We start from the raw sequence: 25,529 nt of genomic DNA on the forward strand, positions 1-25,529 counted from the left end.
GGATAATTTGAAATCCTCTGAGCTTACTGTAGCTCTTTTTGTAGTAGGAATAGTCTTGCTCATAATAATTCCTGTACCACCCGTTATCATGGACTTTTTATTAATATTTAACATAACTTTGTCTATAATAATACTTTTGACTACTATGTATGTAAAAGATGCTTTAGATTTTTCTATATTTCCTTCTATATTATTAATAACTACTCTTTTGAGACTGGCTCTTAACATTTCGAGTACGAGACTTATTTTAAGCAATGCCTATGCAGGTGGCGTAATACAGGCTTTTGGAAGTTTTGTAATAGGTGGAAATCCAGTTGTCGGATTTATTATTTTCTTGATAATTGCAATTGTACAATTTATCGTCATAACCAGAGGAGCAGAGAGAGTATCTGAAGTGTCAGCAAGATTTACTTTGGATGCAATGCCAGGAAAGCAAATGGCAATAGATGCTGATTTAAACGCAGGCCTTATAACAGAAAAAGAAGCTAGAGAGAGAAGAATGGAAATACAGCAAGAGGCAAAATTTTATGGAGCAATGGATGGTGCTAGTAAATTTGTCAAAGGCGATGCAATTGTTTCTATAATTGTCATAATTATAAATATCGTTGCAGGTCTCATTATTGGAATGTTAATGAAGGGCATGGATATAAATAGGGCTTTAAATACCTATACTGTTTTAACAGTAGGCGAGGGTTTGGTAAATCAAATACCGGCACTTTTGATATCAACTGCTACTGGAATGATTGTTACTCTTTCAGCCTCTGAGTCGAATTTAGGAGGAGATGTAATAAAGCAGCTTTTCAATCAGCCTCGAATTTTAAAAGTAGCAGCTGGATTGCTCTTTGCACTGGTATTAGTACCTCTTTTACCTAAACTTCCACTTATCTTAATGGGTTCATTGTTTGCATATCTTGGATTTGCAGGGGCCCAAAAAGTAACAGTAAAAGAAGAAGAACAAGAAGAAAACATAAAAGAGTTAGAGAACATAAGAGATCCTAAGAAAGTATATGAATTATTGCAAGTGGACCCTATTGAACTGGAATTTGGTTATGAATTAATTCCTCTTGCAAGTGGAGAATTATTAGATAGGATTGTCATGATAAGAAGACAAATTGCTCTTGATTTGGGTATTGTGGTTCCAATGATTCGTTTAAGAGATAATATTCAATTAAAACCTAATGAATATGTTATAAAAATTAGAGGAAATGAAATTGCCAGAGGCAAGGTATATATTGATAGGTATATGGCTATGACAGCAGGAGAAATAGATGAAGATATTTCTGGAATTCGAGAAAAAGAACCAGCTTTTGGATTACCTGCAATTTGGATAGATGAAAACGAAAAGTCAAAAGCAGAAGCAAGGGGATATACAGTAGTAGATGTTCCTTCTGTTATTGCTACGCACCTCACTCATATTATAAAACAGCATGCCCATGAACTTTTAGGAAGGCAAGAAGTACAGAGTTTAATTGACAATATAAAAGCCACGAATCCTGCATTAATAGAAGAATTAGTACCTAAGCTTTTAACAATAGGTGAAATAGAGAAAGTACTTTCTAACCTTTTAAGAGAGGGGTTATCTATCAGAGATTTAGTTACAATATTGGAGACTTTAGCAGATTATGCTCCTATTATCCGAGATACAGATGTTTTAACAGAGTATGTAAGACAGGCTTTAGCTCGTGCTATTTCCAGTAAATATGCTGCAGGTGGTAAGATTGAAGTTATAACGTTAGATCCAAGTGTTGAACAGTTAATATCCTCCAGTATAACTCAGACAGAGCATGGTTCTTATTTAGCATTGGAGCCTTCTTTGGCGCAAAGGGTTTTAAGAAGTATCCATGAATTAGTAAAAAAGGTAACTTTAAAAGGTGGACAACCTGTAATTCTGACAGCGCCTGTAACTCGATTTTATCTCAGAAAGTTAGTAGAACAAATTTCTCCCGATATTGTTGTTTTGTCATATAATGAGCTTTTACCAAATATTGAAGTTACATCGGTGGGGACGGTGAGATTAAATGAAAGTTAAAAAATATATCGCTAATGACTATCAAGAAGCTTTACGAATGATAAAAGCGGAAATGGGAAGTAACGCTGTAATACTTCATCAGAACAGAATTAAAGAAAGAGGGATTATAGGACTTTTTAAGAAGAGTAAAGTGGAAGTAGTAGCAGCAGTAGAAGATTACCCACCGGTAATCCCTAAGGAAAGTATTACAAAAAATGATATAAACGAACTTAAAAATCTAATTAAAACTATAACTATCAATAAAAATGGAACGGTTACAGAAGCTAGGGAGAAAAATTTAATTTCTAAATTAATAGATTATGGAATAGAAAAGGAAGTGTCTCAGCTATTGGGGGAAGGAATTGATGAACTTGATAATAAAGGAATAAAAATTTTGAAGGAACGACTAGAAACTTTTATGGGACCTCCTCAAAAATTGAATTCTCAAAAAAGCAAAAAAATTTTGTTCATTGGACCTACTGGAGTGGGGAAAACTACAACCATTGCAAAAATTGCTTCTAATTTGATATTGAATGAAGGTAAAAAAATAATGCTCGTTACAGCAGACATTTTCAGAATAGCGGCGGTAGACCAGTTGAAAACCTATGGAGAAATTTTAGGAGTGCCAGTAAGAGTAGTAAATAATATTTTTGAACTTCATAAACTTCAGCCAGAGTTTGAAAAGTACGATGTAGTTTTAATAGATACAGCTGGAAGAAGCCATAAAGATGAAAAGCGAATAAGTGAATTAAAAACTTTTATCAAATATGCAAACTGTGATGAAACTTTTTTATGTTTGAGTGCTACAACTAAATCGGAAGATTTAAAAGAAGTAATAGAAAGATATGAATTTGCAGGAAATTATAAATTAATTTTTACTAAATTAGATGAAACTGACAATTATAGTTCTATTTTAAACGCTGTTTACTATTCAGGGCGACCAATTTCTTATTTTACAAATGGACAAATTGTTCCTGATGATATAACTTTAGCAGGAAGTGAAATTATCGCCTTAAGCATAGTAAAGGGGAATTAGTGTATGATGGACCAGGCTGAAAGTTTAAGAAAATTGGTTTCCCAAAAAAATAAAATAAAACGAAGCAGGGTTATTACAATTACAGGTGGAAAAGGTGGAATTGGTAAAACATGTATCTCAGTAAATCTTTCTTTGGGACTTAAAAAATTGGGCTATAATGTTACGATTATTGATGCAGATTTGGGATTTTCAAATGTTGAAATTGAATTAGGAGTTACTTCTAAGTATACTTTATTAGATGTTTTGTACAATAACAAAATGATAACAGAAGTTATAAATGAAGGGCCTTTAGGTGTAAAATACATATCTTCTGGTGGAGACTTCAACCTTATTAAAGAAGGAGTAGATTTAAGTCTTTTTCTAAACAACATTAAAATTTTAGACTATTATTCCGATTTTATTATTATAGATACGGGTGCAGGCCTCAATAACGTAGTTAGCAATTTTTTAAAAGCAGCCGATGAAGTTTTACTGATAGTAACTCCTGAACCAACGTCTATTATGGATGCTTATACTCTCACTAAGTATTCGCTGGTAGGTGAAAGCAAAAAAATTAATGTAGTGATAAATAGAGTAAAAAATTTTGATGAATACAGAAAAATTTACGATAGGTTTGAAACAGTAGTTAAAAACTATTTAGGTGTATCTTTGATTGATTTAGGGTATTTAGAAAATGACGAAAAGATGATGGAGTGTATAATTGAGCAAAATCCCATTGTCCTTAAATATGAAAATAGTAAAACCTCAAAAAAGATATTACAAATTGCAGCTCAAATTGCTAATCAACCTCCTCCTGTAGAAAATAAGGGGTTGTGGGGTATTTTTTCTAGACTTATCAATAGAGGAGGATTTAGATGAATGAAATAAATTTACTACCGGGGCAAAAATTGAGGATAGGTTTAAACAATGGTAAAACCATGTACTCATCTCAAGTACAAGATATTTCTAAAAATGGGACTATATTAATTGATACTCCAGTATACAGTGGTCATTTAGTTCCTGTGAGAATAGGTTCAATAGTTCAAGTAATTTATTTTACAAAACAAGGTTTGTTTACCTTTTATGCTAAGGTTCTAAATAGATTTTCTGGAAAACTTGCTCTTTTAGAGATAATGCCTATAAGCAATGTGGAAAGATTACAAAGGAGACAGTATTTTAGATTAGAGAAGGTGATTCCATTTACTTATACCATTAGTGAAGAAGAAGATAAAGTTTATAAAGGCCTTATTCAAGATATAAGTGGTGGAGGATTAAAATGTAAGGTAGATAAAAAATTAGAGGTAGGGACCATCATAAATTGTGTTTTTACATTAGATCAGGAGATAACAGTAAGCGGAAAAGTAGTGAGATATGATGAATCGTTAGAAAAAGGATATGAAGTTGGTATTTGTTATGTGGACATTGATGAGAAAGTAAGAGAAAAGATTATAAGCTATATCTTTGAAGAACAGAGAAAAAGTAGACAAAAAGGGATTGGATGATTTATGAGAAATGATTGTCTTGTTATAATTGGGGCTTCTACTGGGGGGCCTAAAGCATTGCAATATATATTGACTAATTTGCCAAAGGACCTTTTTGCTTCAGTAGTTGTAGTACAACATATGCCAGAAAAGTTTACTAAAATGATGGCAGAAAGATTAGACCAAAATTGTAATCTCAAAGTAAAAGAAGCAGTAGATGGAGAGGAAATTTTGAAAAATGTAGCTTATATTGCACCTGGCGATAAAAATTTATTATTAATTGAAGAGAATGATAAAGTAAAAATTAAACTTTCTACTGATTTTGAATCTGTTTATAAACCTTCCATTGATGCTACTTTCATAAGTGCTTCCAAAATAAATGCCTGCATAATAGCTGTTATTTTAACAGGCATGGGAAGTGATGGTGCAAAAGGTCTCAAATATTTAAAAGAGAAAGGAAGCTTTATTATATGTCAGGATATTGATTCTTCTTTGGCAAAAGGAATGCCTTATAACGCTATAAAAACAGGATTTGTTGACAAGGTTCTTCCTTTGGATAAAATTCCAGTAGAAATAATCGAGAAGGTGAGGGAATTTTATGGAAAATAATCAATATATCGATATATTTATTGAAGAATCACAAGAACATATAGAAAATTTAAATAGCAATTTATTGCTTTTGGAAAATGACCCCAAAAATAAGCAAATAATCGATGAAATTTTTAGATCTGCCCATACTTTAAAGGGTATGGCTGCTACTATGGGTTTTGAAAACATGAATAAATTAGCTCATAAAATGGAGGATGTATTACAAGAGGTAAAAAATAGCGAATTAAACATTTCTCATCCTATCATGGATATTCTCTTTAAGTGTGTAGATACTTTAAGTGAGATGCTGGATTCAATATCACAAACAGGAGAAGATAATGTACCTGTTGATGAGTTGATATTTTTACTTTCGGGTGTGAGTTCTAAATCTAAAAATAAAGAGGCTGTTGTAGAAAAAGAAGATAATGTTTTAAGTACCGATACATTATTGAACGTATACGAAGAAGATATAATAAGAGAGGCAGCAAAAGATAATTATAAAGCCTATAAAATAACAGTACATATTGACAAAGGGTGTGTTATGAAATCAGCTCGTGCTTTTATAATTTTTAATAATTTAGATGAAATAGGAGACATAATAAATTCTTCTCCCTCTGTAGAAGATATTGAAGATGAAAAATTTGAGGATAGCTTCACTGTTCACATCATTACAAAGGAAGATAAAGAAAGTATTGAAGAAAGGTTATTGTCTATTGCTGAGGTTAACAAGGTGGAAGTGGAACTAATAAACATTGATTTAAATAAAGAAGGAGAAAGATTTGTCAAAGAGGTATCTTCTTCACAATCTCAAAGTTTTGAGAATATAAAGAAATCTCAAAGCAGTAATAAAACTTCAAAAAGTGTAAGAGTAGATATAGACAGATTGGATAATTTAATGAATTTAGTAAGTGAACTTATAATCATAAAAACCCGCCTTGAGGGATTAGAGGCAGATAACAGAAACTCTGAAACTGCAAGTGCTATTGAATATCTAGAAAGAATAACTACTAATTTACATGATGCTGTTATGAAGGTAAGAATGGTACCGGTTGAAAGAGTATTCAATAGGTTCCCAAGGATGGTAAGGGATTTATCTTACGAGTTAGGCAAAAAAATTATTCTCAATATGTATGGACAAGATACAGAAGTAGATAGAACTGTTATAGATGAAATTGGTGACCCTTTAGTTCACCTCATAAGAAATTCTATCGATCATGGTATCGAAATGCCACAAGAAAGGTTGCAAAAGGGGAAACCAGAACAAGGTACCATTAATTTGAGAGCTTATCATGAAGGTAATAATGTCATAATAGAAGTTAGTGATGATGGAAGAGGAATTGATATAGAAAAAGTCAAAGCAAAAGCAGTAGAGAAAGGCATTTACACTGCTGAGCAAGTAAATGAGCTTTCTAAAGATAAAATTTTAGACCTTTTATTTAGGCCAGGTTTTAGCACTGCTGACAAAGTTACAGATATTTCTGGCAGAGGCGTAGGATTAGATGTAGTAAAAAATAAAATCGAATCTTTAAACGGTTCAATTGAAATATTATCAGAAATAAATAAGGGAACAAAATTTATAATTAAACTTCCTCTTACTTTAGCAATTATACAAGCTTTATTAGTAAAAGTGGGAGATGAAAAATTTGCAATTCCTCTTAATTCAATTTCAGAAATAGTTCATAAAAAAGAGGAAGAAATACACAATGTTCAAGGGAAGGAAGTAGTTCTTTTTAGAGGAAAGGTAATTCCAATAATAAGATTAAATGAAGTATTAGAAACCAAAAAGATTTCTAATAATGGAAATTTGGTGTGTGTAATTATCAAAAAAGGCGAAAATTTAGCATGCTGTACTGTAGATGAATTAATTGGTCAGCAAGAGATAGTCATAAAACCATTAGGGAAGTATCTTTCTAATATCAAAGTTATTGCAGGAGCTACAATATTGGGAGATGGCCAAGTGGCCTTGATTGTCGATGCCAACAATTTGTTTTAATAAGGAGGGAGAACTTTGAGCCTATATGTTATCGCCAAAATTGATGAGGAAGAATATGCAATAAACATAGAAAAAGTGCAGACTATAGAAAAAGTAATGCCTATAACAAGAGTTCCTCAGACTGAAAGTCATGTAAAAGGCGTTATAAATTTAAGAGGAGAAATAATTCCTGTGATTTCTTTAAGAGTAAAATTGGGTTTAGTTGAAAAAGAGTATGATGAAGATACAAGAATTGTGGTTTTAAAGGCTTACGATATGTTAGTAGGCGTGATTGTAGATAATGCTAATGAAGTGGTTGATATTGCGGAAGAAAATATTGATAACCTGGTTTTTAATGAAGTTTCTGATGAATTTGGAAAATTCGTCAGCAAAGTAGGAAAAATTAAAGATAAGGTATTTCTCATTTTAGATTTAAAAAAATTATTAGATGTCAGGGTGTGAGAAATGTGGATATTAGCCGATTAAATGAAATGTACTTAGACATTTTAAAAGAATTAGGAAATATTGGAGCAGGAAATGCTATAACTGCTCTTTCAACAATGATTGGCAAAAAAGTGGACATGCAAGTGCCAAAGGTAAAAATTCTAGATTTTCAAGAAGTATCAGATATATTTGGCTCTGCTGATACGATCATTGTTGGTATTTATTTCGATCTAGATGGAGATGTAAATGGTAATATTCTTTTTGCACTTGATATAAAAAGCGCTGCTTCTCTTATTTGGAGCCTCATGGGATTGGAAGTAAAAGAAGAATTTGATGAGTTAGAAAAATCGGCTTTAGAGGAAATAGGAAATATTATGGCAGGTAGCTATGTAGCCTCATTATCTACTCTTACTTCTTTAAATATGAAAATTTCACCCCCTGCAATAAGTATAGACATGGCAGGAGCAATTTTGAGTGTTCCGGCTATTAAATACGGAGAAATTTCTGATAAGATTTTGTTTATTGAGACCCAGTTTATAGAGGGAGAAAAACTTATAAAAGGTGATTTCTTCTTAATACCAGATATTAACTCTTTTGATTTAATACTAAAAGCGCTTGGAGTTGAAGTGAATGGAAAATAAGATTTATAGGGTTGGAATGGCAGATGCAAAGGTCACACAAAGCCCAGGAATTCTTACAACCATTGGGCTGGGGTCTTGTGTCGGAATTGTTCTTTATGACCCAATTACAAAAATATCAGGTCTGGTACATATTATGTTACCTTATAGTAACAAAATATCTGATAATTCTAATAAACTTAAGTTTGCCGATACCGGTATCCAAGTTTTGATTGAAGAGATGGTAAAATTGGGCGCTAATCCTAAAAGGTTAATTAGTAAAATTGCTGGAGGAGCGCAAATGTTTTCTTCGAAGATAAATTCTGACATTATGAACATAGGAGAAAGAAATGCAGTTGCTACTAAAGAAGTACTAGGAAAACTTGGCATACCGATCGTTGCGGAAGATATAGGTGGAAATTATGGAAGAACTATTGAGTTTTATTCTGAGGATGGAAGACTATTAGTTAAAACTATTGGTTATGGAATAAAATATATTTAAAAATTGGGGGAATTTTGTATGGCATTAGTGGAGGAGGATATATGGAAAACTTATAATTCTAGTAAAGACCCAAATCTACGAAATGAAATAATAATCAAGTATATGCCGCTTGTCAAACATATTGTCAAAAAACTCATCATTTCTGATATTACTCAATCTGAGTATGAAGACTTGATAAATCAAGGAGTACTTGGCCTTATCGATGCAATTGAAAAATATCAGCCTAGTAAAGGTGTAAAATTTGAAACTTACGCTACTTTAAGAATAAGAGGAGAAATAATAGACTATTTGCGGAAAAAAGATTGGATGCCTCGAAGTCTCAAAAAGAAGTACAGAAAAATAGAAGAAACCGTAGAAACACTTCAACAAAAATATAATAGGGAACCTACAGTTGAAGAAATAACAGAAGCTTGTGGCTTAAATGAAATAGACGTTTTAAAAACTTTAAGTTATATCAATGTTTCTAATGTTAATTCTTTAGAGGAAGCTATTGAAAATAACTTTAAATTACATGCTATTTCAGACGTCGAATTAAAAAACCCAGAAGAGGAAGTATTATACAAAGAACTGAAAAGAAAACTAGCAAATGCTATTAAAAATTTACCAGATAAAGAAAGATTGGTAATAACATTGTATTATTATGAAGATTTAAACTACAAAGACATAAGCAAAATTTTAAATTTAACAGAATCTAGAATATCACAAATTCATACAAAAGCTATCAAAAGGATAAGGGAGATATTAAGTGGATACTTTTAAAATGGGGGCTTTAAAATGGATGAAAAAAAGTACAAAGTACTTATTGACGTATCGAGAGATAAACAACAAGCCTATTTGACTTTAATTGAAGACCCCAATGGTATTAGTATTAATAAAGAGGTTTTATTACAAGAAATCTCGAAACATAATATAGTATATGGAGTAAAATTTGATGTTATAGATAATATTTGTAAAGATTTGAAAAATGCAAAAGGTGTATTAATTGCAGAAGGTAAAAAGCCTATAAATGGAGAAGATGGAAAGATAATTTTTGAGATAGACGTAGAAAGGGCTGCAACCCCAAAAATTTTGGAGGATGGAAGTGTAGATTATAAAAATTTAGACTTGTTTAAAAACGTTAAAAAAGGCCAAATAATAGCTCGAAAAATAAATCCTACCGCAGGACAACCAGGAATTAATGTTTTTGGACAAAAAGTTGATGCTCTAGGCGGGAAAGATGTAAGACTTCCTCTTGGGAAAAATACTTATATTGATGATGATAAGCTTGTAGCTTCTGTAGATGGTCATATCGTGGTTTTAAACAACAAAATAGAAGTACATACTCTTTTGGAAGTAAAAGAAGTCGACACTTCTGTAGGAAACATAAAAACGGTAGCAAGTGTCAAAATTACTGGAAATGTTAAATCAGGTTTTATTGTTGAAAGTGAAGGTAATATAGAAATTTTTGGAGTAGTGGAAGCAGCGACTATAATAGCAAAAGGGAATATCAGTATTCATAAAGGAGTACAAGGCGCTGGAAGGGCAAAAATTATTGCAGAAGGAAATATTACAGCAAAGTATTTACAAAACTGCAGTGTAGAAGCCGGAGAAGATATATACAGTGAAGCGATAATTTATTGCGATGTAAAAGCAGGAGGAAGTGTAAAACTTTTAGGAAATAAAAGCCAAATTATTGGCAGTAAAATTGTAGCTGCAAGAGAAATTTCAGCGGCAAATATTGGTTCAAAAATGGGAACGTATACAGAATTACAAGTAGGCATACTGCCTCAAAAGAGACTGAAAATAGCAGAATTAACTTCCCAAATAGAACAAAACAATGCCCAATTAGAAAAAATAGGAAAAATTCTTAAGTACATAGAAAAAATCGAAAACTTACCTCCTGATAAAGAAGAAATTTATAATAAAGCTAAAAAATCTTTCCAAGATTTAATTTCTCTAAATCATCGTCTAAGTGAGGAATTAAATTCTTTAAAGGAGGAAATAAAAAGTTCTAGTATTGGAATTATAAAAGTTTTTGATACAATATTTCCAGGAACTAAACTCGTCATTGATGACGTTATTTTAAAGATACAAGAACCTATTAAATATGCTATGTTTATAAAAAATGAGGAAGAAATAAAATTTTTTCCTCTAAAATAAGGAGATGAATTTTATGTCTTCCAATGTCCCTATTGACTTAAAATCTATTCTACCTCGTACTGTAGAGGTAGGAAACTTGAAACAAATTGACCTTCAAAAGCCTGTCATTTATTCTCAGCAAATAACAACCCTTTCTAATAGAGAAAATGAAATAAAGAAGACAAAGCCTAATGAACTCGAGAAAACAGAAAAAACTCTTATAAAAGATCGCCAAAACTCTGAACAAAAAAATAAGCAGGAAAAAGATAAAGATAAAAAAAGCAAAAAAACTATAGGGCATATAGACATAAAAGTGTGATAATATATTGACATTTAGCAAAATATATAATATAGTATTCATTGGCAGTCAACAACACACGCCTAATGATTGCAAAAAGGGTGCCTGAAAAGGTCTTTTTGCAAGAGGATTTAGGCGGAGGAATAACCATAGGAGGTGGATGTATGTCGGTAATTTCAATGAAGCAGTTATTAGAAGCAGGGGTACATTTTGGTCATCAAACAAGAAGATGGAACCCTAAAATGGCTCCTTATATTTTTACAGAAAGAAATGGAATTTACATCATTGATTTACAACAAACAGTAGAAAAACTGGAACAAGCTTATGAATTTGTCAAAAAGTTGGCCATGGAAGGGGGCACTATTCTTTTTGTTGGGACCAAGAAACAGGCTCAGGATTCTATTAAGGAAGAAGCAGAAAGATGTGGTATGTTTTATGTAAATCAAAGGTGGTTAGGTGGAACCCTAACTAATTTTAAAACAATTAGAGGAAGAATTCAACGATTAAAAGAACTCAAAAAAATGGAGGAAGATGGAACTTTTGATGTTCTTCCCAAAAAAGAGGTAATAAAACTTAGAAAAGAAAAGGAAAGATTGCAGAAATTTTTAGGCGGAATAGAGAATATGCAGTCTCTGCCTTCCGCTTTATTCATCGTTGATCCCAAAAAAGAAGCTATCGCTGTGGCAGAAGCTCAAAGCTTGGAAATACCAATTGTAGCTATTGTAGATACTAATTGCGATCCTGAGCTAATCGATTATCCTATTCCGGGGAATGATGATGCTATAAGAGCTGTCAAGCTTATTACTTCCAAGATTGCAGATGCAGTGATTGAAGGCAATCAAGGCGAACAATTTGCTGCTTCAGAAGAGTGAAAATTTTTGTCTAGTGGTAAGGAAAAAGGCAAAGCTCCTTACCACTATTGTATATCATTTATCAATCTAAGGAGGTTTTTCTAATGATATCAGCACAAGCTGTTAAAGAATTAAGAGAACGAACTGGCGCTGGAATGATGGATTGTAAAAAAGCTTTAATGGAAGCAAATGGAGATATGGAAAAGGCCATAGATATTTTAAGAGAAAAAGGATTGGCTGCTGCTGCTAAAAAAGCAGGTAGAGTTGCCAATGAAGGCTTAGTTGATGCCTACATACACAGTGGTGGAAGAATAGGGGTTTTAGTAGAAGTAAATTGTGAAACAGATTTTGTTGCGAATACTGATGAATTTAAAAATTTTGTTAAAGAAATATGTATGCAAATTGCTGCTGCAAATCCAAAGTATATTTCTCGTGAAGATGTGCCACAAACTGTTTTGGAAAAAGAAAGAGAAATTTTAAAAGCACAGGCATTAAATGAAGGGAAACCACAAAATGTCGTAGATAGAATAGTTGAAGGACGTATTGAAAAATTTTACAAAGAGAATTGCTTGTTAGAACAAGAATACATTAGAGACCCAGAAAAAACAGTGAAAGATTTGTTAAATGAGACGATTGCAAAATTAGGAGAAAATATTGTGATAAGAAGATTTGTTAGATTTGAAAGAGGAGAAGGTATTGAAACTTCCTCAAATGAGTAATAAAATTAAATAGGCAACCACATAGGGACACGGTTGTGTCCCATTTTTATAAATTACTTAAAAGATTAAGAAGGATTTTCAAAATTTTTATAGAACTTATAAGAATGGGGTGTTATTGTGTCGTCAGTTGTTTACAAGCGAGTAGTTCTGAAAATCTCAGGAGAAGCTTTGGCAGGAAATAAGGGATTTGGAATCGATTTTGACACTGTTAATCGAATAGCAGACGAGATAAAAGAAGTGAAAGAAATGGGAGTTCAAATTGGTCTTGTAGTTGGCGGAGGAAATATATGGCGGGGAAGAGAAGGCATTGGGATGGACAGAACTACTGCAGACCACATGGGAATGCTCGCAACTGTAATTAATGCTCTTGCACTGCAAGATGCTTTAGAGCAACGGGAAGTTCCTACAAGAGTTCAGACAGCTATTGAGATGAGAGCAATTGCAGAACCCTATATACGCAGAAGAGCAATAAGACACTTAGAAAAAGGACGAGTTGTTATATTTGCTGCTGGGACAGGGAATCCCTTCTTTTCAACTGATACTGCTGCTTCATTAAGAGCAGCAGAAATAGATGCTGAGGTCATACTATTAGCTAAAAAAGTAGATGGAGTCTATGACAAAGACCCAAATAAATACAAAGACGCTGTAAAATTTAGAGAGTTGTCTTATTTAGATGTTTTAAACAAAGGTTTAGGAGTAATGGATTCAACAGCAACGTCTTTATGCATGGACAATAAAATACCAATCATAGTTTTTGACCTTACTACCTACGGAAATATAAAGAAAGTAGTAACAGGAAAAGATATTGGTACAATAGTGAAGGAGGTTTAAGTATGAGTGATTATTTAAAAGCTAGCGAAGAAAAAATGCAAAAATCTTTGAGCGTTTTAAAAAACGAATTAGCTGCTATAAGAGCAGGTAGAGCAAATCCTGCACTACTTGACCGAATTATGGTAGATTATTATGGTACTCCAACCCCTCTTAACAGATTAGCCACCATTACAGCTCCGGAGCCAAGAGTACTAGTTGTACAACCGTGGGATGTTTCAAAAATAAGCGATATTGAAAAAGCAATACAGAAATCAGATTTAGGAATTAATCCAGTTTCTGACGGTAAAGTGTTAAGATTAGTTTTTCCTGAATTGACTGAAGAAAGAAGAAAAGAATTGGTAAAGTTAGTTCATAAAAAAGCAGAAGAGGCAAAAGTAGCAGTAAGGCAAATAAGAAGAGATGCTAATGATGCTGTAAAAAAAATGGAAAAAAACGGCGAAATTTCGGAAGATGAAAGAAAAAAGAGAGAAGAAGAAATTCAAAAATTAACTGACAAATATATTAAAGAGATAGACAAAGCGGTGGAAGCTAAAGAAAAGGAGATAATGGAAATTTGACAGATTATTATAATAATTTTATAGGGATGGATTTACATAAAATAATAGAAAAATTACCTAAGGACTTAAAATTTAACGTTGTAGAGACAAAATCTATTTTTAAATATGAGGGTTCTCGTTTAAAAGTTGCCAGGATAAAAGAACAAAATAACATTCTTGAAATTACTGTTATTAGAATTTAATCCCCCCTCTGACGAGGGGGTGCCCTTATAAAATGAGGAGGAAAATAAATGGTGTTTTTTCGACAAAAAAATAGAGACTTGAGTGACAAAATTGATAAAAATAGATTGCCTATTCATATAGGTATTATCATGGATGGAAATGGAAGATGGGCTCAAAAAAGAGGGATGATGAGATTTTATGGCCATAAAGCTGGTGTTAATGCTGTAAGAGAGGTTGTAAAAGCCTCTAGAGAATTAGGGATAAAATATTTAACTTTGTACGCTTTTTCAACCGAAAACTGGAAAAGACCTAAAGAAGAAGTAAATTTTTTAATGGATTTACTCGTTGAATTTCTCTCTAAAGAAGTAGACGAATTGAATAAAAATAATGTATTGATTAACTTCATAGGTGATATTTCCGTTTTACCACATAAGTGTAAAATTGAAATAGAACGGGCGCAAAATGTAACAAAAAACAACTCTGGCCTTGTACTTAATATTGCGTTAAATTATGGCGGAAGAGATGAAATAGTAAAGGCTGTGAAAAAAATTTGCACAAAGATTTTAAATAAAGAATTGTCCACTGAGGAAATTACAGAACAAACTATAAGTGAAAATTTGTATACTAAAAACCAGCCAGATCCAGATCTTATAATAAGAACAAGTGGAGAAAAAAGATTGAGCAATTTCTTATTGTGGCAATCTGCTTATTCTGAGCTTTGGTTTACAGAGGTACTGTGGCCGGATTTTGGCAAAGAACATCTTATTGAAGCAATATTGTATTACCAAACTCGCCAAAGGAGATTTGGGGGAGTATAGTAAGGAGTGGTAAATAAATATGCTAAAAACAAGAGTTATAAGTGCGATAGTAGGCTTGCCAATTTTATTTTTCATTTTAATAAAAGGGGGAAATATGCTTAAAATTGTCTTAGTTTTAGTAAGCATATTAGGACTTAATGAATTTTATAATGCTACAAAAAATATTGGGATACGGCCTGTAAAAATTTTTGGATATTTGTCAGCAATCCTTTTATATTTTTTAGAAAGTAAAATCGCAAAAGTAGATGTATTAGTTATAATCACAATGATGCTTTTTTTGCTGTTTTTGACTAATAAAAAATATAGTCTCAAAGATTACGCTCTAACTTTAATGGGAATCATTTATATACCTCTTTTCTTTTTGTACATACAAAAACTTAGAGAAATGCCTGAAGGAATTTACATAGTATGGTTTGTTTTTATAGTCTCTTGGATGACAGATACTTTTGCCTATTTTATCGGTAGATTTTTTGGAAAGCACAAACTCGCTCCTACAATCAGTCCCAAAAAGACGATAGAAGGAGGAATTGGAGGAATCATAGGCTCTGTCATCAGTTGTGGTTTATTTGTTTGGTTATTCCCTCAATCGAATGTTACTATATATCTTTCTGTAATTATAGGCTTATTTGGAAGTATAATCGCTCAATGTGGAGATTTAATTGCTTCCTTTATAAAAAGAAACTGCTACATTAAAGACTTTGGAAATATAATTCCTGGTCATGGAGGAATTTTAGATAGATTTGATAGTATTTTATTTGTTTCTCCTTTTATATACTTTATTTTTCAGTACTTAATTTAGAAAGGGATGTACTTCATGAAAAAGATAATAATTCTCGGCTCGACTGGTTCTATCGGTACACAAACATTAGAGGTAATAAAAAATTTCAAAGAAAATTTTGAAATAGTAGGACTTACAGCTTATAACAACATAGAACTTTTATCTAAACAAATTAAAGAATTTAATCCTAAAGTCGTAGCAGTTAAAGATGAAGATAAAGCTAACCAATTAAGGGAGAATCTAAATAAAAATGTCGAAATTCTAACTGGCAGCAAAGGGCTTCAAGAAATTGTAAAGTACGACGCAGATTTAGTGGTGGTAGCTGTAGAAGGAATTGCTGGCCTTATTCCAACAGTTACAGCTATCCAGATGGGAAAAGATATTGCTTTAGCGAATAAAGAAGTGCTTGTAACAGCTGGACAAATCGTAATGGATTTGGTAAAAAAGAAAGATATAAGTCTTTTACCTGTAGATAGTGAACACTCTGCTATACTCCAATGTTTAAGAGGAAATGACACAAAACAAGTATCTCGATTGATTTTAACAGCCTCTGGAGGTCCTTTTAGGGGAAAGAAAAAAGAAGATTTGAGAAAAGTAACTGTAAATGAGGCTCTAAATCATCCTAATTGGAAAATGGGGAAAAAAATCACGATAGATTCTGCCACTTTGATGAATAAAGGGTTTGAAGTAATAGAAGCAAAATGGCTCTTTGACATTTCTGAAGATAAAATTGATGTGATTGTGCATCCCCAGAGTATAATTCACTCAATGGTAGAATATATAGATGGTAGTGTAATTGCACAATTGGCTACTGCTGATATGAGGATACCTATTCAGTATGCATTAAATTATCCTACTCGCAATTACATAAATGGAATAAATTTTTTAGATTTTTCTCTTACAACTCAGCTAACTTTTGAAAAACCCGATTTAGAAACTTTTAAATGTTTGTCGTTAGCATATGAGGCTTTAAAAATTGGAGGAACTATGACTACCGTATTAAATGCAGCTGATGAAATAGCTGTATCTTTGTTTTTAAATAAAAAAATAGAATTTTTGCAAATAGCTGAAATCATAGAGGAGAGTATGAAAGAACATAATAATATACAAAATCCCACTTTAGATGATATAATAAATGTGGATAAAGAGGTTAAAGAAAAAATAGCAAAAAAATATATGAGGTGATACATTTTGACAATATTGATAAGTATAATTGTTTTAAGCGTTTTAGTAATGTTTCACGAATTTGGACATTTTATCGTTGCAAAACTTTCTGGAGCTAGAGTAAATGAATTTTCTATTGGCTTTGGGCCACGACTTTTTAAAAAGAAATACGGAGAAACAGAGTATTCTTTTAGAGCATTGCTATTCGGTGGTTATGTTGCTTTAGAAGGTGAAGATGAAAAATCTAGTGACCCGCGGGCTATAGTAAATAAGCCTTGGCCTGTAAGGTTGGCTGTCTTTGCTGCAGGTCCTTTAATGAATATATTATTAGCTTTTTTATTGCTTTTTATTGTATTTTTTAATATAGGAAGTCCGATACCACAGGTAAAATCTGTAATGGAAGGATATCCTGCTGAAAAAGCAGGAATTTTGCCAGGGGACAAAATTGTAATGGTAAATAATACAAAAATAAATACATGGGAGGAGTTAGAGAAAGCCATAAGTTCTAATGGAGAGCGAGTATTGACAATTGAAATTCAAAGGGAAAATCAAATTTTACAAAAACAAGTAAAACCAATTTTTGATAAAAACGCTTCAAAGGTAATGATAGGAATTGTTCCAGACTATGAGCGTTCTATCTCTCTTGCCTTTAAAACTGCCATCAATCAGACAGTATATTTTTCGAAACTTATTATTTTGTCTCTTGTAATGTTAGTAACCGGAAAGGTTTCTGTCAATGATATTATGGGACCTGTGGGAATTGTTCAAGCTGTTGGAACAGTCGCTAAAACAGGTGTTATAAATTTACTAGCTTTTTCTGCTCTTATAAGTGTAAATTTAGGCCTTTTTAATCTATTGCCACTACCGGCTTTAGACGGTGGAAGGATTTTGTTTGTGTTAGCAGAAGCAGTAAGAGGTAAACCATTGCCACCTGAAAAAGAAGGCTATATTCATTATTTGGGTTTTTTACTGTTGATAGCTTTGTTGATTTTTGCAACCTATAGGGATATTCTACGCATTTTTTAAAAGGTGATAAAGATGAGAAAAATTACTCGCGAAGTCAAGATAGGCAATAAAAAAATTGGAGGAAATAATCCAATTTTGGTTCAGTCTATGACTAACACGGATACCCATGATATTGAAAAAACAATAGAGCAGATAAAAAGGCTAGAAGCTGAAGGCTGTGATATTATAAGAGTTGCTGTTCCGGATATGAAAGCAGCTGAAGCAATAAAAGAAATAAAGAAAAATATAAATATTCCTTTGGTAGCAGATATTCATTTTGATTATCGATTAGCTATAAAATCAATTGAAAATGGAGCAGACAAGATAAGAATTAATCCCGGAAACATAGGAAGAGAAGAAAATATCAAAAAAGTGGTAGAAATAGCAAAAGAAAAAGGTATTCCTATTAGAATAGGTGTAAATTCTGGTTCTTTAGAAAAAGAAATATTACATAAATACAAGGGAGTAACTGCCGAAGCAGTTGTGGAAAGCGCTTTAAAAAATGTTTTAATTTTAGAAAAGTTAGGTTTTTATGATATAGTTATTTCGCTTAAAACTACAAATGTACCACTTACTATAGAAGCTTATAAGCTCGCTTCTTCGAAAGTAGACTATCCATTGCACGTAGGCATAACAGAGGCAGGTACAATTGAAACTGGCACTATAAAATCTGCTATAGGAATAGGAACATTGCTTTATTTAGGAATAGGAGACACAATACGAGTTTCTCTAACAGGTGACCCAGTCCATGAAGTAAGAGTAGGAAGACAAATTTTACGCTCTTTAGGTCTTTTAAAAGAAGGAGTCGAAGTCATTTCCTGTCCTACCTGCGGCAGAACAAAAATTGACTTGATAAAGTTAGCAGAAGAAGTAGAAAAAAGGACGAGGCATATTAAAAAGCCTTTAAAAGTTGCTGTTATGGGATGTGTTGTAAATGGACCAGGGGAAGCAAAAGAAGCAGATATAGGAATAGCAGGAGGAGAGGGAGAAGGAATCGTTTTCAAAAAAGGAAAAGTTTATAAAAAAGTTAAGGAAGAAGAGTTAGTAGAAGAATTGATGAAAGAAATTGAAAAATTACTTGAGGAGGATTCTTAATGATTTCTGTTGTAATCCCAGCTTTTAATGAAGGAAAAAATATTGGGAGAGTTTTATCAGTCTTAGAAACAATAGACCTGATTGATGAAATCATAGTTGTAAATGATGGTTCTACAGATGATACAAAAGAACAAGCATCAAAATACAATGTGAAGCTTGTCAATTTAGAAAAAAATCAAGGAAAAGGAAAAGCATTAAAAGCAGGAATAGATAATTCTAAAGGTGATATTATTGTTATGTTAGATGCCGATTTGATTGGATTTACTAAAAAACATTTTGTAAATCTCGTATCTCCTGTATTAAAAAATGAAGCAGATATGACAATTGGAATTTTTTCTGGTGGAAGAAAATCTACAGATTTCGCACAAAAAATAGCACCCTTTTTGTCAGGACAAAGGGCAATAAAAAGGCAGTTTTTAGAAAACATTGAAGAGATGGAAATCAGTAGATTCGGAGTAGAAATTGCTTTAAATAGACATGCTGAAAAGAATAAGTTAAGGGTGGTAAATGTGCCTCTTGAGAATATGAGTCATGTCATGAAAGAAGAAAAGCTGGGATTAGTTAAAGGCTTTTATGCGCGATTAAAAATGTATTTTGATATTTTAAAAATGTGGATTTAGAAAGAGGGATTTGATGATTCCAGAATTTTTCCTGCAGGAAATTGAAATAAAAAAAGTAAAACTGTTAAAAAAAGAGAGAAAACTAATTGTAAGTGTATCCTCCAACAATCAAGCAAGTTCTCGGATAAAGAACTTCCGGGATTTTTTGCTTAATAAATTTCCTTTAATTAAAGAAGTAGAAGTTGTAATAGAACAAAAAGAAAAATTTAATAATCTTCAAGACATAGTAGATAATTTTGAAGAAATATTTTTAAAAATAAGCGAAGAATATCCCACTTCTCTTAGTTTTTTAAAAACCTGTGATGTAGTAACAGAAAATCAAAAGATAATAATTAAAGCTCCCAACGAAGTAGTCTATCAATTTATAAAAAACAATAAAATTGATTTTGTTCTTAAGAAATTTCTAAAGGATAAATATGGGTTTAAAACAGAAATAGATGTAGTCCTTTTAGAAGAGTTTGAAGATACAATGGAAAGAATAATAATGGAAGAAGATATAAAAATTATTGAAGAAATCGCTAAAAGCGGGCAGAAGCAAGAAACTGGCAAAACAACAGAAAAAATTGAGGATAAAGAAGATTCCCAAGTACTTTTAGGAAAGGAAATAAAAGCTGAAGCAATATCCATTAAAAATATCACTGCAGAAACAGAAGAAGCAATAATAGAAGGTGAAATCTTTTCTCTCGAGTTTAAGGAATTAAAGTCCAAAATTTTAATGACTTTTGATATAACTGATTATACTTCATCAATACTTGTAAAAGCCTTTTTAACTGAGGAAAAGTATAATTATTTAAAAGAGAATATCCAAGTAGGCAGTTTTGTAAGATTAGGAGGGAAAGTTTTCTACGATAAATATGAAGGAGACTTAGTAATAAGTTTAAAAGACCTTCAGCTAACATCTCCAAAAGAAAGAAAGGACTTAAGTGAAGAAAAAAGAGTGGAACTTCACTTACACACGCAAATGAGTAGTATGGATGCAGTAGCCTCTGCAACAGAAGTGATTAAAAGAGCGGCAAAATGGGGACACAAAGCCATTGCTATAACAGACCATGCAGTTGTACAGGCATTTCCAGAAGCAATGGAAGCATCTTCTAAATACGGTGTAAAAGTCATATACGGTGTAGAAGGTTATTTGGTGGATGATGGTGTACCTATTGTAACAGGAGATACAGAAGCTACTTTAGAAGATGAATTTACTGTTTTTGATATAGAGACGACGGGTCTTTCCAATATAAATGATGAAATAATTGAAATTGGTGCAGTAAAAATAAAAGAAGGCAAAATAATAGATACTTTTGAAACCTTTGTTAATCCCAAAATTCCTATTTCTTCTTTTATAAAAAAACTTACTGGAATTGACGAATCTATGGTTAAAGATGCTCCTTCTATAGAAGAAATATTACCTAAATTTTTAGAGTTTGCTTCTAACAGTGTTTTAGTAGCTCATAATGCAAATTTTGATGTATCTTTTATAAAATCTAAAGCTAAAAAATTTAATTTAAATGTAAACAATGCGGTTTTAGATACCTTAGAACTAAGTAGGCATTTATATAAAGATTTGAAAAATTACAAGCTAGATACACTGTCTGAACACTTGCAGGTAAAATTGGAACATCACCACAGAGCAGTAGACGATGCTAGAGCTACAGCTGAAATATTTATAAAAACTATTGATATATTAAAAGAATTAGGAGTAAAAAAAGTAAAAGATATAAATGCCATATTAAGAGAAAGTGAAGTTGACATACGGAAACTTCCTGTCTATCATGTCACGATTTTGGTAAAAGACCAAAAAGGATTGAGAAATTTATACGAAATAATCTCTAAATCCAATTTGGAATATTTTTATAGAACACCTCGTATTCCTAAAAGTTTACTTATTAGTATGAGAGAAGGTCTTATCATTGGTTCTGCTTGCGAACAGGGGGAAGTTTTTAGGGCAATTGTATCTAACTTAGAAGAAAAGAAACTAGAGAATATTATTTCTTTTTACGATTATTTAGAAATACAGCCTGTTGGAAATAATGAGTTTTTAGTTGAAAAAGGAGAAGTAAAAAGTGTAGAAGAATTAAGAGAAATTAATCGAAAAATTTACCTTTTAGGTAAAGAATACAATAAATTAGTAGTAGCAACAGGAGATGTGCACTTTTTAGATCCATGGGATAATATATACAGAAAAATTTTAATGGCAGGAAAAGGATATAAGGATGCAGATAGACAACCACCTTTGTATTTTAAAACAACTGATGAGATGCTAAAAGAATTTGAATATTTAGGGGAAGAAGTAGCAAAAGAGATTGTAATCGATAATCCTAATAAAATTGCTGACCTTGTAGAAGAAGTAAAACCCATACCAGATGGAACATTCCCTCCTGTGATAGAGGGAGCTGAAGAAGAATTAAGAAGGCTTACTTTAGATAAAGCCCATGAAATATACGGTGACCCTTTGCCGGAAATAGTACAAAATCGCTTAAATAGAGAATTAAATTCTATAATTAACAATGGATATGCAGTTATGTATATTATAGCTCAAAAATTAGTGTCTAAGTCTTTAAAAGATGGGTATTTGGTTGGTTCTAGAGGTTCTGTAGGCTCTTCTTTAGTAGCCACTATGAGCGGAATAACAGAAGTTAACCCGCTGCCGCCTCATTATGTTTGTCCAAATTGTAAGTATTCCGAGTTTATAACTGATGGAAGCTATGGTTGTGGTGTGGACATGCCGGATAAGACTTGTCCTCACTGTGGCACTTTGATGAGGAAAGATGGTTTTGATATACCTTTTGAAGTGTTTTTAGGTTTTGAAGGGGATAAAGAACCAGATATAGACCTTAATTTTTCTGGGGAATACCAACCTATTGCTCATAAGTATACAGAGGAACTTTTCGGAAAAGGCCATGTTTTTAGAGCAGGTACTATTGGAACTTTAGCAGATAAAACTGCTTATGGATATGTCAAAAAATATTTTGAAGAACGCAATTTAATAGTTCATAAATCAGAAATCAAAAGACTTACTATAGGTTGTACAGGAGTGAAAAGAACCACAGGGCAACATCCAGGTGGAATAATGGTAGTGCCAAAGGACAAGAGTATTTATGACTTTACTCCAATACAGCATCCTGCTGATGCAGAAGACACTGATGTTATAACAACTCATTTTGACTACCATTCAATAAGCGGAAGGCTTTTAAAACTGGATATCTTAGGGCATGATGACCCTACAGTTATAAGAATGCTGGAGGATTTAACCGGAATTAATGCAAGAGAAATACCTTTAGACGATAAAAAAACTATGAGCTTATTTACCAGTGTAGAAGCATTGGGAATAGACCCTGAAGAGCTAAATACTCCTGTGGGTACTTTAGGATTACCCGAGTTTGGAACAAAGTTTGTAAGACAGATGCTTATTGACACACGTCCTACTACTTTTTCAGAACTAGTACGCATAAGTGGACTTTCTCATGGCACTGATGTATGGCTCAACAATGCTCAGGACATAATAAGAGAAGGAATAGCTACATTAAAAGAGGTAATATCTACAAGAGATGACATAATGCTTTATTTGATAAGCAAAGGTATGGACAAAAAATTGTCTTTCAAAATAATGGAAAATGTAAGAAAAGGCAAAGGTGTGACACCAGAAGGAATAGAAGAAATGAAAAAACACGGTGTTCCAAATTGGTTTATTGAGTCTTGCCAAAAAATAAAATATATGTTTCCTAAGGCCCATGCCGTTGCATATGTAATAATGGCATTTCGAATTGCTTATTTTAAAGTTCATTATCCAGAAGCCTTTTATACTACTTACTTTACTGTTAGAGCAGATGACTTTAATTTAGATATTGTATTAAAAGGGAAAGACAGAATAAAAAATGCTATAAAGGAGATAGAAGCTAAAGGAAATAATGCTAGTCCTAAAGAAAGAAATCTTTTGACCGTATTAGAAGTAGCTTTAGAGATGTACTTAAGAGGATTTAAGTTTACAAATGTAGATTTATATAAATCTGATGCAGTCAAATTTTTGATTACTGAAAAAGGATTGCTACCACCTCTTAATTCTCTAGAAGGAGTAGGAATACAAGCAGCCAAAACAATTGCACAAGAAAGAGAAAATGGTAGATTTCTATCGATTGAAGATTTTAGAAACAGAACAAAGGTCAGTAAAACAGTTATAGAAATATTAAAACAGCATGGATGTTTAACCGATTTGCCAGAATCTAATCAATTAAGTTTATTTTAGTGTTGCGTTGGTAAAAGGTGTATGCTATAATTGTTATGTCAACATAGATTTTTTGCACAAAGAGTGGGTTTTCCCACTCTTTAGTTTATATAATGAAAAATAAAAAGTTTTAGGAGGAGAAGGATATGTCCAAAATAGAACAAATTGCAAAGGATTTAGTAATGCCTATTTTAGAAAAAAATAATTTTGAACTGGTAGATGTAGAATACAAAAAGGAAGGAAGCCACTGGTATTTGAGAGTTTATATAGATAAAGAAGGAGGTATTACTTTAGATGATTGTCAACTGGTTAGCGAGTATTTAAGCGATAGATTAGATGAAGCAGACCCAATAGAACACAGTTATATTTTAGAAGTATCTTCTCCCGGTCTCGATAGACCTCTTAAAAAACCACGCGATTTTGAAAGAAATATAGGAAAAGAAATAGAAATATCCCTATATTCTCCTATTGATAAGAGAAAAAAGTTTGAAGGCGAGCTTATAGAGTTTACAGGTGATAAAATAATTATTCTCTATAATGGAGAGAGAAAGGAATTTGATATGAAGAATGTAAGTCTTGTTAAACCAGTAATAAAGTTTTAAAATTAAGGAGGGAGGATAAAATAATGAATACAGAATTCATAGAAGCTTTAAATTCTATCTCTGAGGAAAAAGGCATTCCAAAAGATACAATGTTTGAAGCGATAGAAGCTGCTTTAGTTTCTGCCTACAAAAAAAATTATGGTTCTTCGCAAAATGCTAAAATTGTGATGGACAGAGAAACAGGTGATGTAAAAGTTTATGCACAAAAAACTGTAGTAGAAGAGGTCTACAATGACCTCTTAGAAATAAGTTTAGAAGAAGCGAGAAAAATAAATAAAAAATATCAGATAGGAGATATAGTTGATATAGAAGTAACGCCAAAAAATTTTGGCAGGATTGCAGCACAAACCGCAAAACAAGTTGTGATTCAACGGATTAGAGAAGCGGAAAGAAATGTGATTTATGAAGAATTTTTGAGTAAAGAAACAGAAGTAGTAACAGGAATTGTAACCAAGGTAGATAAAAAGAATGTACTCATTAATTTAGGTCGAGTTGAAGCTATATTAGGCCCGACAGAACAAATTCCAGGTGAAACTTTTGCCCCAGGAGACAGAGTTAAGGTGTATATTGTGGAAGTAAAAAAGACTACTAAAGGACCTCAGATTTTAATTTCCCGTTCTCATCCAGGTCTTGTAAAAAGGTTATTTGAATTGGAATCCCCAGAAATTCAACAAGGAATAGTTGAAATACGGAGTATTGCTCGAGAAGCTGGTTCACGCACAAAAATGGCAGTTTTTAGCAGGGATGAAAATGTGGATCCTGTAGGAGCTTGTGTTGGATATAAAGGTGCGAGGGTACAAGCTGTTGTCAATGAACTAAAAGGAGAAAAAATAGATATAGTCAAATGGAGTTCAAAACCTCAAGAATTTATAATGAACGCTTTAAGCCCAGCAAAAGCGTTAAGTATAGAAATTTTAGATGAGAAAGAAAAAGTAGCAAGAGTAATTGTACCTGATTATCAATTGTCTTTAGCAATTGGAAAAGAAGGACAAAATGCGAGGTTGGCGGCAAAGCTCACAGGTTGGAAAATAGACATAAAAAGCGAATCAATGGTAAAAAGTTAAGTGA

The 25,529-nt window shown here is 32.4% G+C and carries 26 protein-coding genes; all 26 read left to right on the forward strand.

Features of this window, described 5'->3' with window-relative positions; all coding sequences use genetic code 11:
• The first annotated feature begins 7 nt into the window (after positions 1 to 7).
• The 26 genes from flhA to nusA all read left to right on the forward strand — a co-directional run bounded on the left by flhA (position 8) and on the right by nusA (position 25,525).
• The gene (gene flhA / locus BUB32_RS03670; protein ID WP_072967576.1) at positions 8 to 2,029 is read left to right on the forward strand and encodes a flagellar biosynthesis protein FlhA; all 2,022 of its coding nucleotides are present in this window, start codon (positions 8 to 10) and stop codon (positions 2,027 to 2,029) included.
• On the forward strand, positions 2,019 to 3,044 hold the full coding sequence (locus tag BUB32_RS03675) for a flagellar biosynthesis protein FlhF (RefSeq protein ID WP_072967577.1): 1,026 nt from the start codon (positions 2,019 to 2,021) through the stop codon (positions 3,042 to 3,044). The genes flhA and BUB32_RS03675 overlap by 11 nt, the downstream gene beginning before the upstream one ends.
• Positions 3,045 to 3,047: 3 nt before the next feature.
• Entirely contained in the window at positions 3,048 to 3,902 is an 855-nt protein-coding gene (locus BUB32_RS03680; RefSeq protein ID WP_072967579.1) for a MinD/ParA family ATP-binding protein, read from the forward strand.
• Positions 3,899 to 4,525 carry a flagellar brake protein gene (locus BUB32_RS03685; protein WP_072967581.1) on the forward strand — a complete coding sequence of 209 codons (627 nt, stop codon included), beginning with the start codon at positions 3,899 to 3,901 and terminating at the stop codon, positions 4,523 to 4,525. Before BUB32_RS03680 ends, BUB32_RS03685 begins: the two co-directional genes overlap by 4 nt.
• A 3-nt stretch (positions 4,526 to 4,528) precedes the next feature.
• Positions 4,529 to 5,113, forward strand: coding sequence for a CheB methylesterase domain-containing protein (locus BUB32_RS03690; protein WP_072967583.1), 585 nt, complete (start codon positions 4,529 to 4,531; stop codon positions 5,111 to 5,113).
• On the forward strand, positions 5,103 to 7,085 hold the full coding sequence (locus BUB32_RS03695) for a chemotaxis protein CheA (RefSeq protein WP_072967585.1): 1,983 nt from the start codon (positions 5,103 to 5,105) through the stop codon (positions 7,083 to 7,085). Before BUB32_RS03690 ends, BUB32_RS03695 begins: the two co-directional genes overlap by 11 nt.
• Before the next feature lie 15 nt (positions 7,086 to 7,100).
• On the forward strand, positions 7,101 to 7,526 hold the full coding sequence (locus BUB32_RS03700; protein ID WP_072967588.1) for a chemotaxis protein CheW: 426 nt from the start codon (positions 7,101 to 7,103) through the stop codon (positions 7,524 to 7,526).
• A 5-nt stretch (positions 7,527 to 7,531) separates the two neighbouring features.
• Positions 7,532 to 8,149, forward strand: coding sequence for a chemotaxis protein CheC (locus BUB32_RS03705; RefSeq protein WP_042805366.1), 618 nt, complete (start codon positions 7,532 to 7,534; stop codon positions 8,147 to 8,149).
• Positions 8,139 to 8,627, forward strand: coding sequence for a chemotaxis protein CheD (locus BUB32_RS03710; RefSeq protein WP_003869149.1), 489 nt, complete (start codon positions 8,139 to 8,141; stop codon positions 8,625 to 8,627). Before BUB32_RS03705 ends, BUB32_RS03710 begins: the two co-directional genes overlap by 11 nt.
• 18 nt (positions 8,628 to 8,645) lie before the next feature.
• Positions 8,646 to 9,386, forward strand: a complete 741-nt coding sequence (locus BUB32_RS03715) for a FliA/WhiG family RNA polymerase sigma factor (protein WP_042833074.1) — start codon at positions 8,646 to 8,648, stop codon at positions 9,384 to 9,386.
• 15 nt (positions 9,387 to 9,401) lie between these two features.
• Positions 9,402 to 10,766, forward strand: a complete 1,365-nt coding sequence (locus BUB32_RS03720; protein ID WP_072967590.1) for a DUF342 domain-containing protein — start codon at positions 9,402 to 9,404, stop codon at positions 10,764 to 10,766.
• Positions 10,767 to 10,779: 13 nt separating this feature from the next.
• On the forward strand, positions 10,780 to 11,064 hold the full coding sequence (locus tag BUB32_RS03725; protein WP_042833072.1) for a hypothetical protein: 285 nt from the start codon (positions 10,780 to 10,782) through the stop codon (positions 11,062 to 11,064).
• Between the two features lie 143 nt (positions 11,065 to 11,207).
• Positions 11,208 to 11,915, forward strand: coding sequence for a 30S ribosomal protein S2 (gene rpsB, locus BUB32_RS03730; RefSeq protein ID WP_042833071.1), 708 nt, complete (start codon positions 11,208 to 11,210; stop codon positions 11,913 to 11,915).
• A gap of 83 nt (positions 11,916 to 11,998) precedes the next feature.
• A complete protein-coding gene (gene tsf, locus BUB32_RS03735; protein ID WP_042833070.1) occupies positions 11,999 to 12,613 on the forward strand; it encodes a translation elongation factor Ts in 615 nt (204 codons plus the stop codon).
• 117 nt (positions 12,614 to 12,730) lie between these two features.
• A complete protein-coding gene (pyrH, locus tag BUB32_RS03740; protein ID WP_072967592.1) occupies positions 12,731 to 13,444 on the forward strand; it encodes a UMP kinase in 714 nt (237 codons plus the stop codon).
• A gap of 2 nt (positions 13,445 to 13,446) precedes the next feature.
• On the forward strand, positions 13,447 to 14,001 hold the full coding sequence (gene frr, locus BUB32_RS03745; protein WP_003869144.1) for a ribosome recycling factor: 555 nt from the start codon (positions 13,447 to 13,449) through the stop codon (positions 13,999 to 14,001).
• Complete coding sequence (locus BUB32_RS03750) at positions 13,998 to 14,183, forward strand: hypothetical protein (protein ID WP_003866737.1); 186 nt, start codon at positions 13,998 to 14,000, stop codon at positions 14,181 to 14,183. The genes frr and BUB32_RS03750 overlap by 4 nt, the downstream gene beginning before the upstream one ends.
• A 48-nt stretch (positions 14,184 to 14,231) precedes the next feature.
• A complete protein-coding gene (locus tag BUB32_RS03755) occupies positions 14,232 to 14,981 on the forward strand; it encodes an isoprenyl transferase (RefSeq protein WP_072967593.1) in 750 nt (249 codons plus the stop codon).
• Positions 14,982 to 15,000: 19 nt separating this feature from the next.
• Positions 15,001 to 15,780: a phosphatidate cytidylyltransferase gene (locus tag BUB32_RS03760; protein WP_072967595.1), complete on the forward strand. Its 780-nt coding sequence runs from the start codon at positions 15,001 to 15,003 to the stop codon at positions 15,778 to 15,780.
• 15 nt (positions 15,781 to 15,795) lie between these two features.
• Positions 15,796 to 16,944 carry a 1-deoxy-D-xylulose-5-phosphate reductoisomerase gene (locus tag BUB32_RS03765; RefSeq protein WP_072967596.1) on the forward strand — a complete coding sequence of 383 codons (1,149 nt, stop codon included), beginning with the start codon at positions 15,796 to 15,798 and terminating at the stop codon, positions 16,942 to 16,944.
• 6 nt (positions 16,945 to 16,950) lie between these two features.
• Positions 16,951 to 17,949, forward strand: a complete 999-nt coding sequence (rseP, locus tag BUB32_RS03770; protein ID WP_072967598.1) for an RIP metalloprotease RseP — start codon at positions 16,951 to 16,953, stop codon at positions 17,947 to 17,949.
• A 12-nt stretch (positions 17,950 to 17,961) separates the two neighbouring features.
• Positions 17,962 to 19,023, forward strand: a complete 1,062-nt coding sequence (ispG, locus tag BUB32_RS03775) for a flavodoxin-dependent (E)-4-hydroxy-3-methylbut-2-enyl-diphosphate synthase (protein ID WP_072967600.1) — start codon at positions 17,962 to 17,964, stop codon at positions 19,021 to 19,023.
• Entirely contained in the window at positions 19,023 to 19,643 is a 621-nt protein-coding gene (locus tag BUB32_RS03780; protein ID WP_072967602.1) for a glycosyltransferase family 2 protein, read from the forward strand. Before ispG ends, BUB32_RS03780 begins: the two co-directional genes overlap by 1 nt.
• Positions 19,644 to 19,656: 13 nt before the next feature.
• On the forward strand, positions 19,657 to 23,880 hold the full coding sequence (locus tag BUB32_RS03785; protein WP_072967603.1) for a PolC-type DNA polymerase III: 4,224 nt from the start codon (positions 19,657 to 19,659) through the stop codon (positions 23,878 to 23,880).
• 125 nt (positions 23,881 to 24,005) lie between these two features.
• On the forward strand, positions 24,006 to 24,461 hold the full coding sequence (rimP, locus tag BUB32_RS03790; protein ID WP_029689068.1) for a ribosome maturation factor RimP: 456 nt from the start codon (positions 24,006 to 24,008) through the stop codon (positions 24,459 to 24,461).
• A 23-nt stretch (positions 24,462 to 24,484) separates the two neighbouring features.
• Positions 24,485 to 25,525, forward strand: coding sequence for a transcription termination factor NusA (gene nusA, locus BUB32_RS03795; RefSeq protein ID WP_072967605.1), 1,041 nt, complete (start codon positions 24,485 to 24,487; stop codon positions 25,523 to 25,525).
• Positions 25,526 to 25,529 lie beyond the last annotated feature (4 nt).

The organism is Thermoanaerobacter uzonensis DSM 18761 (assembly GCF_900129115.1).
In the GTDB taxonomy this organism is placed as follows: domain Bacteria; phylum Bacillota; class Thermoanaerobacteria; order Thermoanaerobacterales; family Thermoanaerobacteraceae; genus Thermoanaerobacter; species Thermoanaerobacter uzonensis.

Excerpts from the sequence above, each read along its gene's own strand:
- BUB32_RS03720 (WP_072967590.1), top strand. The coding sequence starts at position 9,402 with ATGGATGAAAAAAAGTACAAAGTACTTATTGACGTATCGAGAGATAAA.
- rpsB (WP_042833071.1), top strand. The coding sequence starts at position 11,208 with ATGTCGGTAATTTCAATGAAGCAGTTATTAGAAGCAGGGGTACATTTT.
- frr (WP_003869144.1), top strand. The coding sequence starts at position 13,447 with ATGAGTGATTATTTAAAAGCTAGCGAAGAAAAAATGCAAAAATCTTTG.
- BUB32_RS03690 (WP_072967583.1), top strand. The coding sequence starts at position 4,529 with ATGAGAAATGATTGTCTTGTTATAATTGGGGCTTCTACTGGGGGGCCT.
- BUB32_RS03760 (WP_072967595.1), top strand. The coding sequence starts at position 15,001 with ATGCTAAAAACAAGAGTTATAAGTGCGATAGTAGGCTTGCCAATTTTA.
- tsf (WP_042833070.1), top strand. The coding sequence starts at position 11,999 with ATGATATCAGCACAAGCTGTTAAAGAATTAAGAGAACGAACTGGCGCT.
- BUB32_RS03765 (WP_072967596.1), top strand. The coding sequence starts at position 15,796 with ATGAAAAAGATAATAATTCTCGGCTCGACTGGTTCTATCGGTACACAA.
- BUB32_RS03725 (WP_042833072.1), top strand. The coding sequence starts at position 10,780 with ATGTCTTCCAATGTCCCTATTGACTTAAAATCTATTCTACCTCGTACT.
- nusA (WP_072967605.1), top strand. The coding sequence starts at position 24,485 with ATGAATACAGAATTCATAGAAGCTTTAAATTCTATCTCTGAGGAAAAA.
- BUB32_RS03755 (WP_072967593.1), top strand. The coding sequence starts at position 14,232 with ATGGTGTTTTTTCGACAAAAAAATAGAGACTTGAGTGACAAAATTGAT.
- ispG (WP_072967600.1), top strand. The coding sequence starts at position 17,962 with ATGAGAAAAATTACTCGCGAAGTCAAGATAGGCAATAAAAAAATTGGA.
- BUB32_RS03680 (WP_072967579.1), top strand. The coding sequence starts at position 3,048 with ATGATGGACCAGGCTGAAAGTTTAAGAAAATTGGTTTCCCAAAAAAAT.
- rimP (WP_029689068.1), top strand. The coding sequence starts at position 24,006 with ATGTCCAAAATAGAACAAATTGCAAAGGATTTAGTAATGCCTATTTTA.
- BUB32_RS03685 (WP_072967581.1), top strand. The coding sequence starts at position 3,899 with ATGAATGAAATAAATTTACTACCGGGGCAAAAATTGAGGATAGGTTTA.
- BUB32_RS03710 (WP_003869149.1), top strand. The coding sequence starts at position 8,139 with ATGGAAAATAAGATTTATAGGGTTGGAATGGCAGATGCAAAGGTCACA.
- BUB32_RS03785 (WP_072967603.1), top strand. The coding sequence starts at position 19,657 with ATGATTCCAGAATTTTTCCTGCAGGAAATTGAAATAAAAAAAGTAAAA.
- BUB32_RS03715 (WP_042833074.1), top strand. The coding sequence starts at position 8,646 with ATGGCATTAGTGGAGGAGGATATATGGAAAACTTATAATTCTAGTAAA.
- BUB32_RS03675 (WP_072967577.1), top strand. The coding sequence starts at position 2,019 with ATGAAAGTTAAAAAATATATCGCTAATGACTATCAAGAAGCTTTACGA.
- BUB32_RS03695 (WP_072967585.1), top strand. The coding sequence starts at position 5,103 with ATGGAAAATAATCAATATATCGATATATTTATTGAAGAATCACAAGAA.
- BUB32_RS03780 (WP_072967602.1), top strand. The coding sequence starts at position 19,023 with ATGATTTCTGTTGTAATCCCAGCTTTTAATGAAGGAAAAAATATTGGG.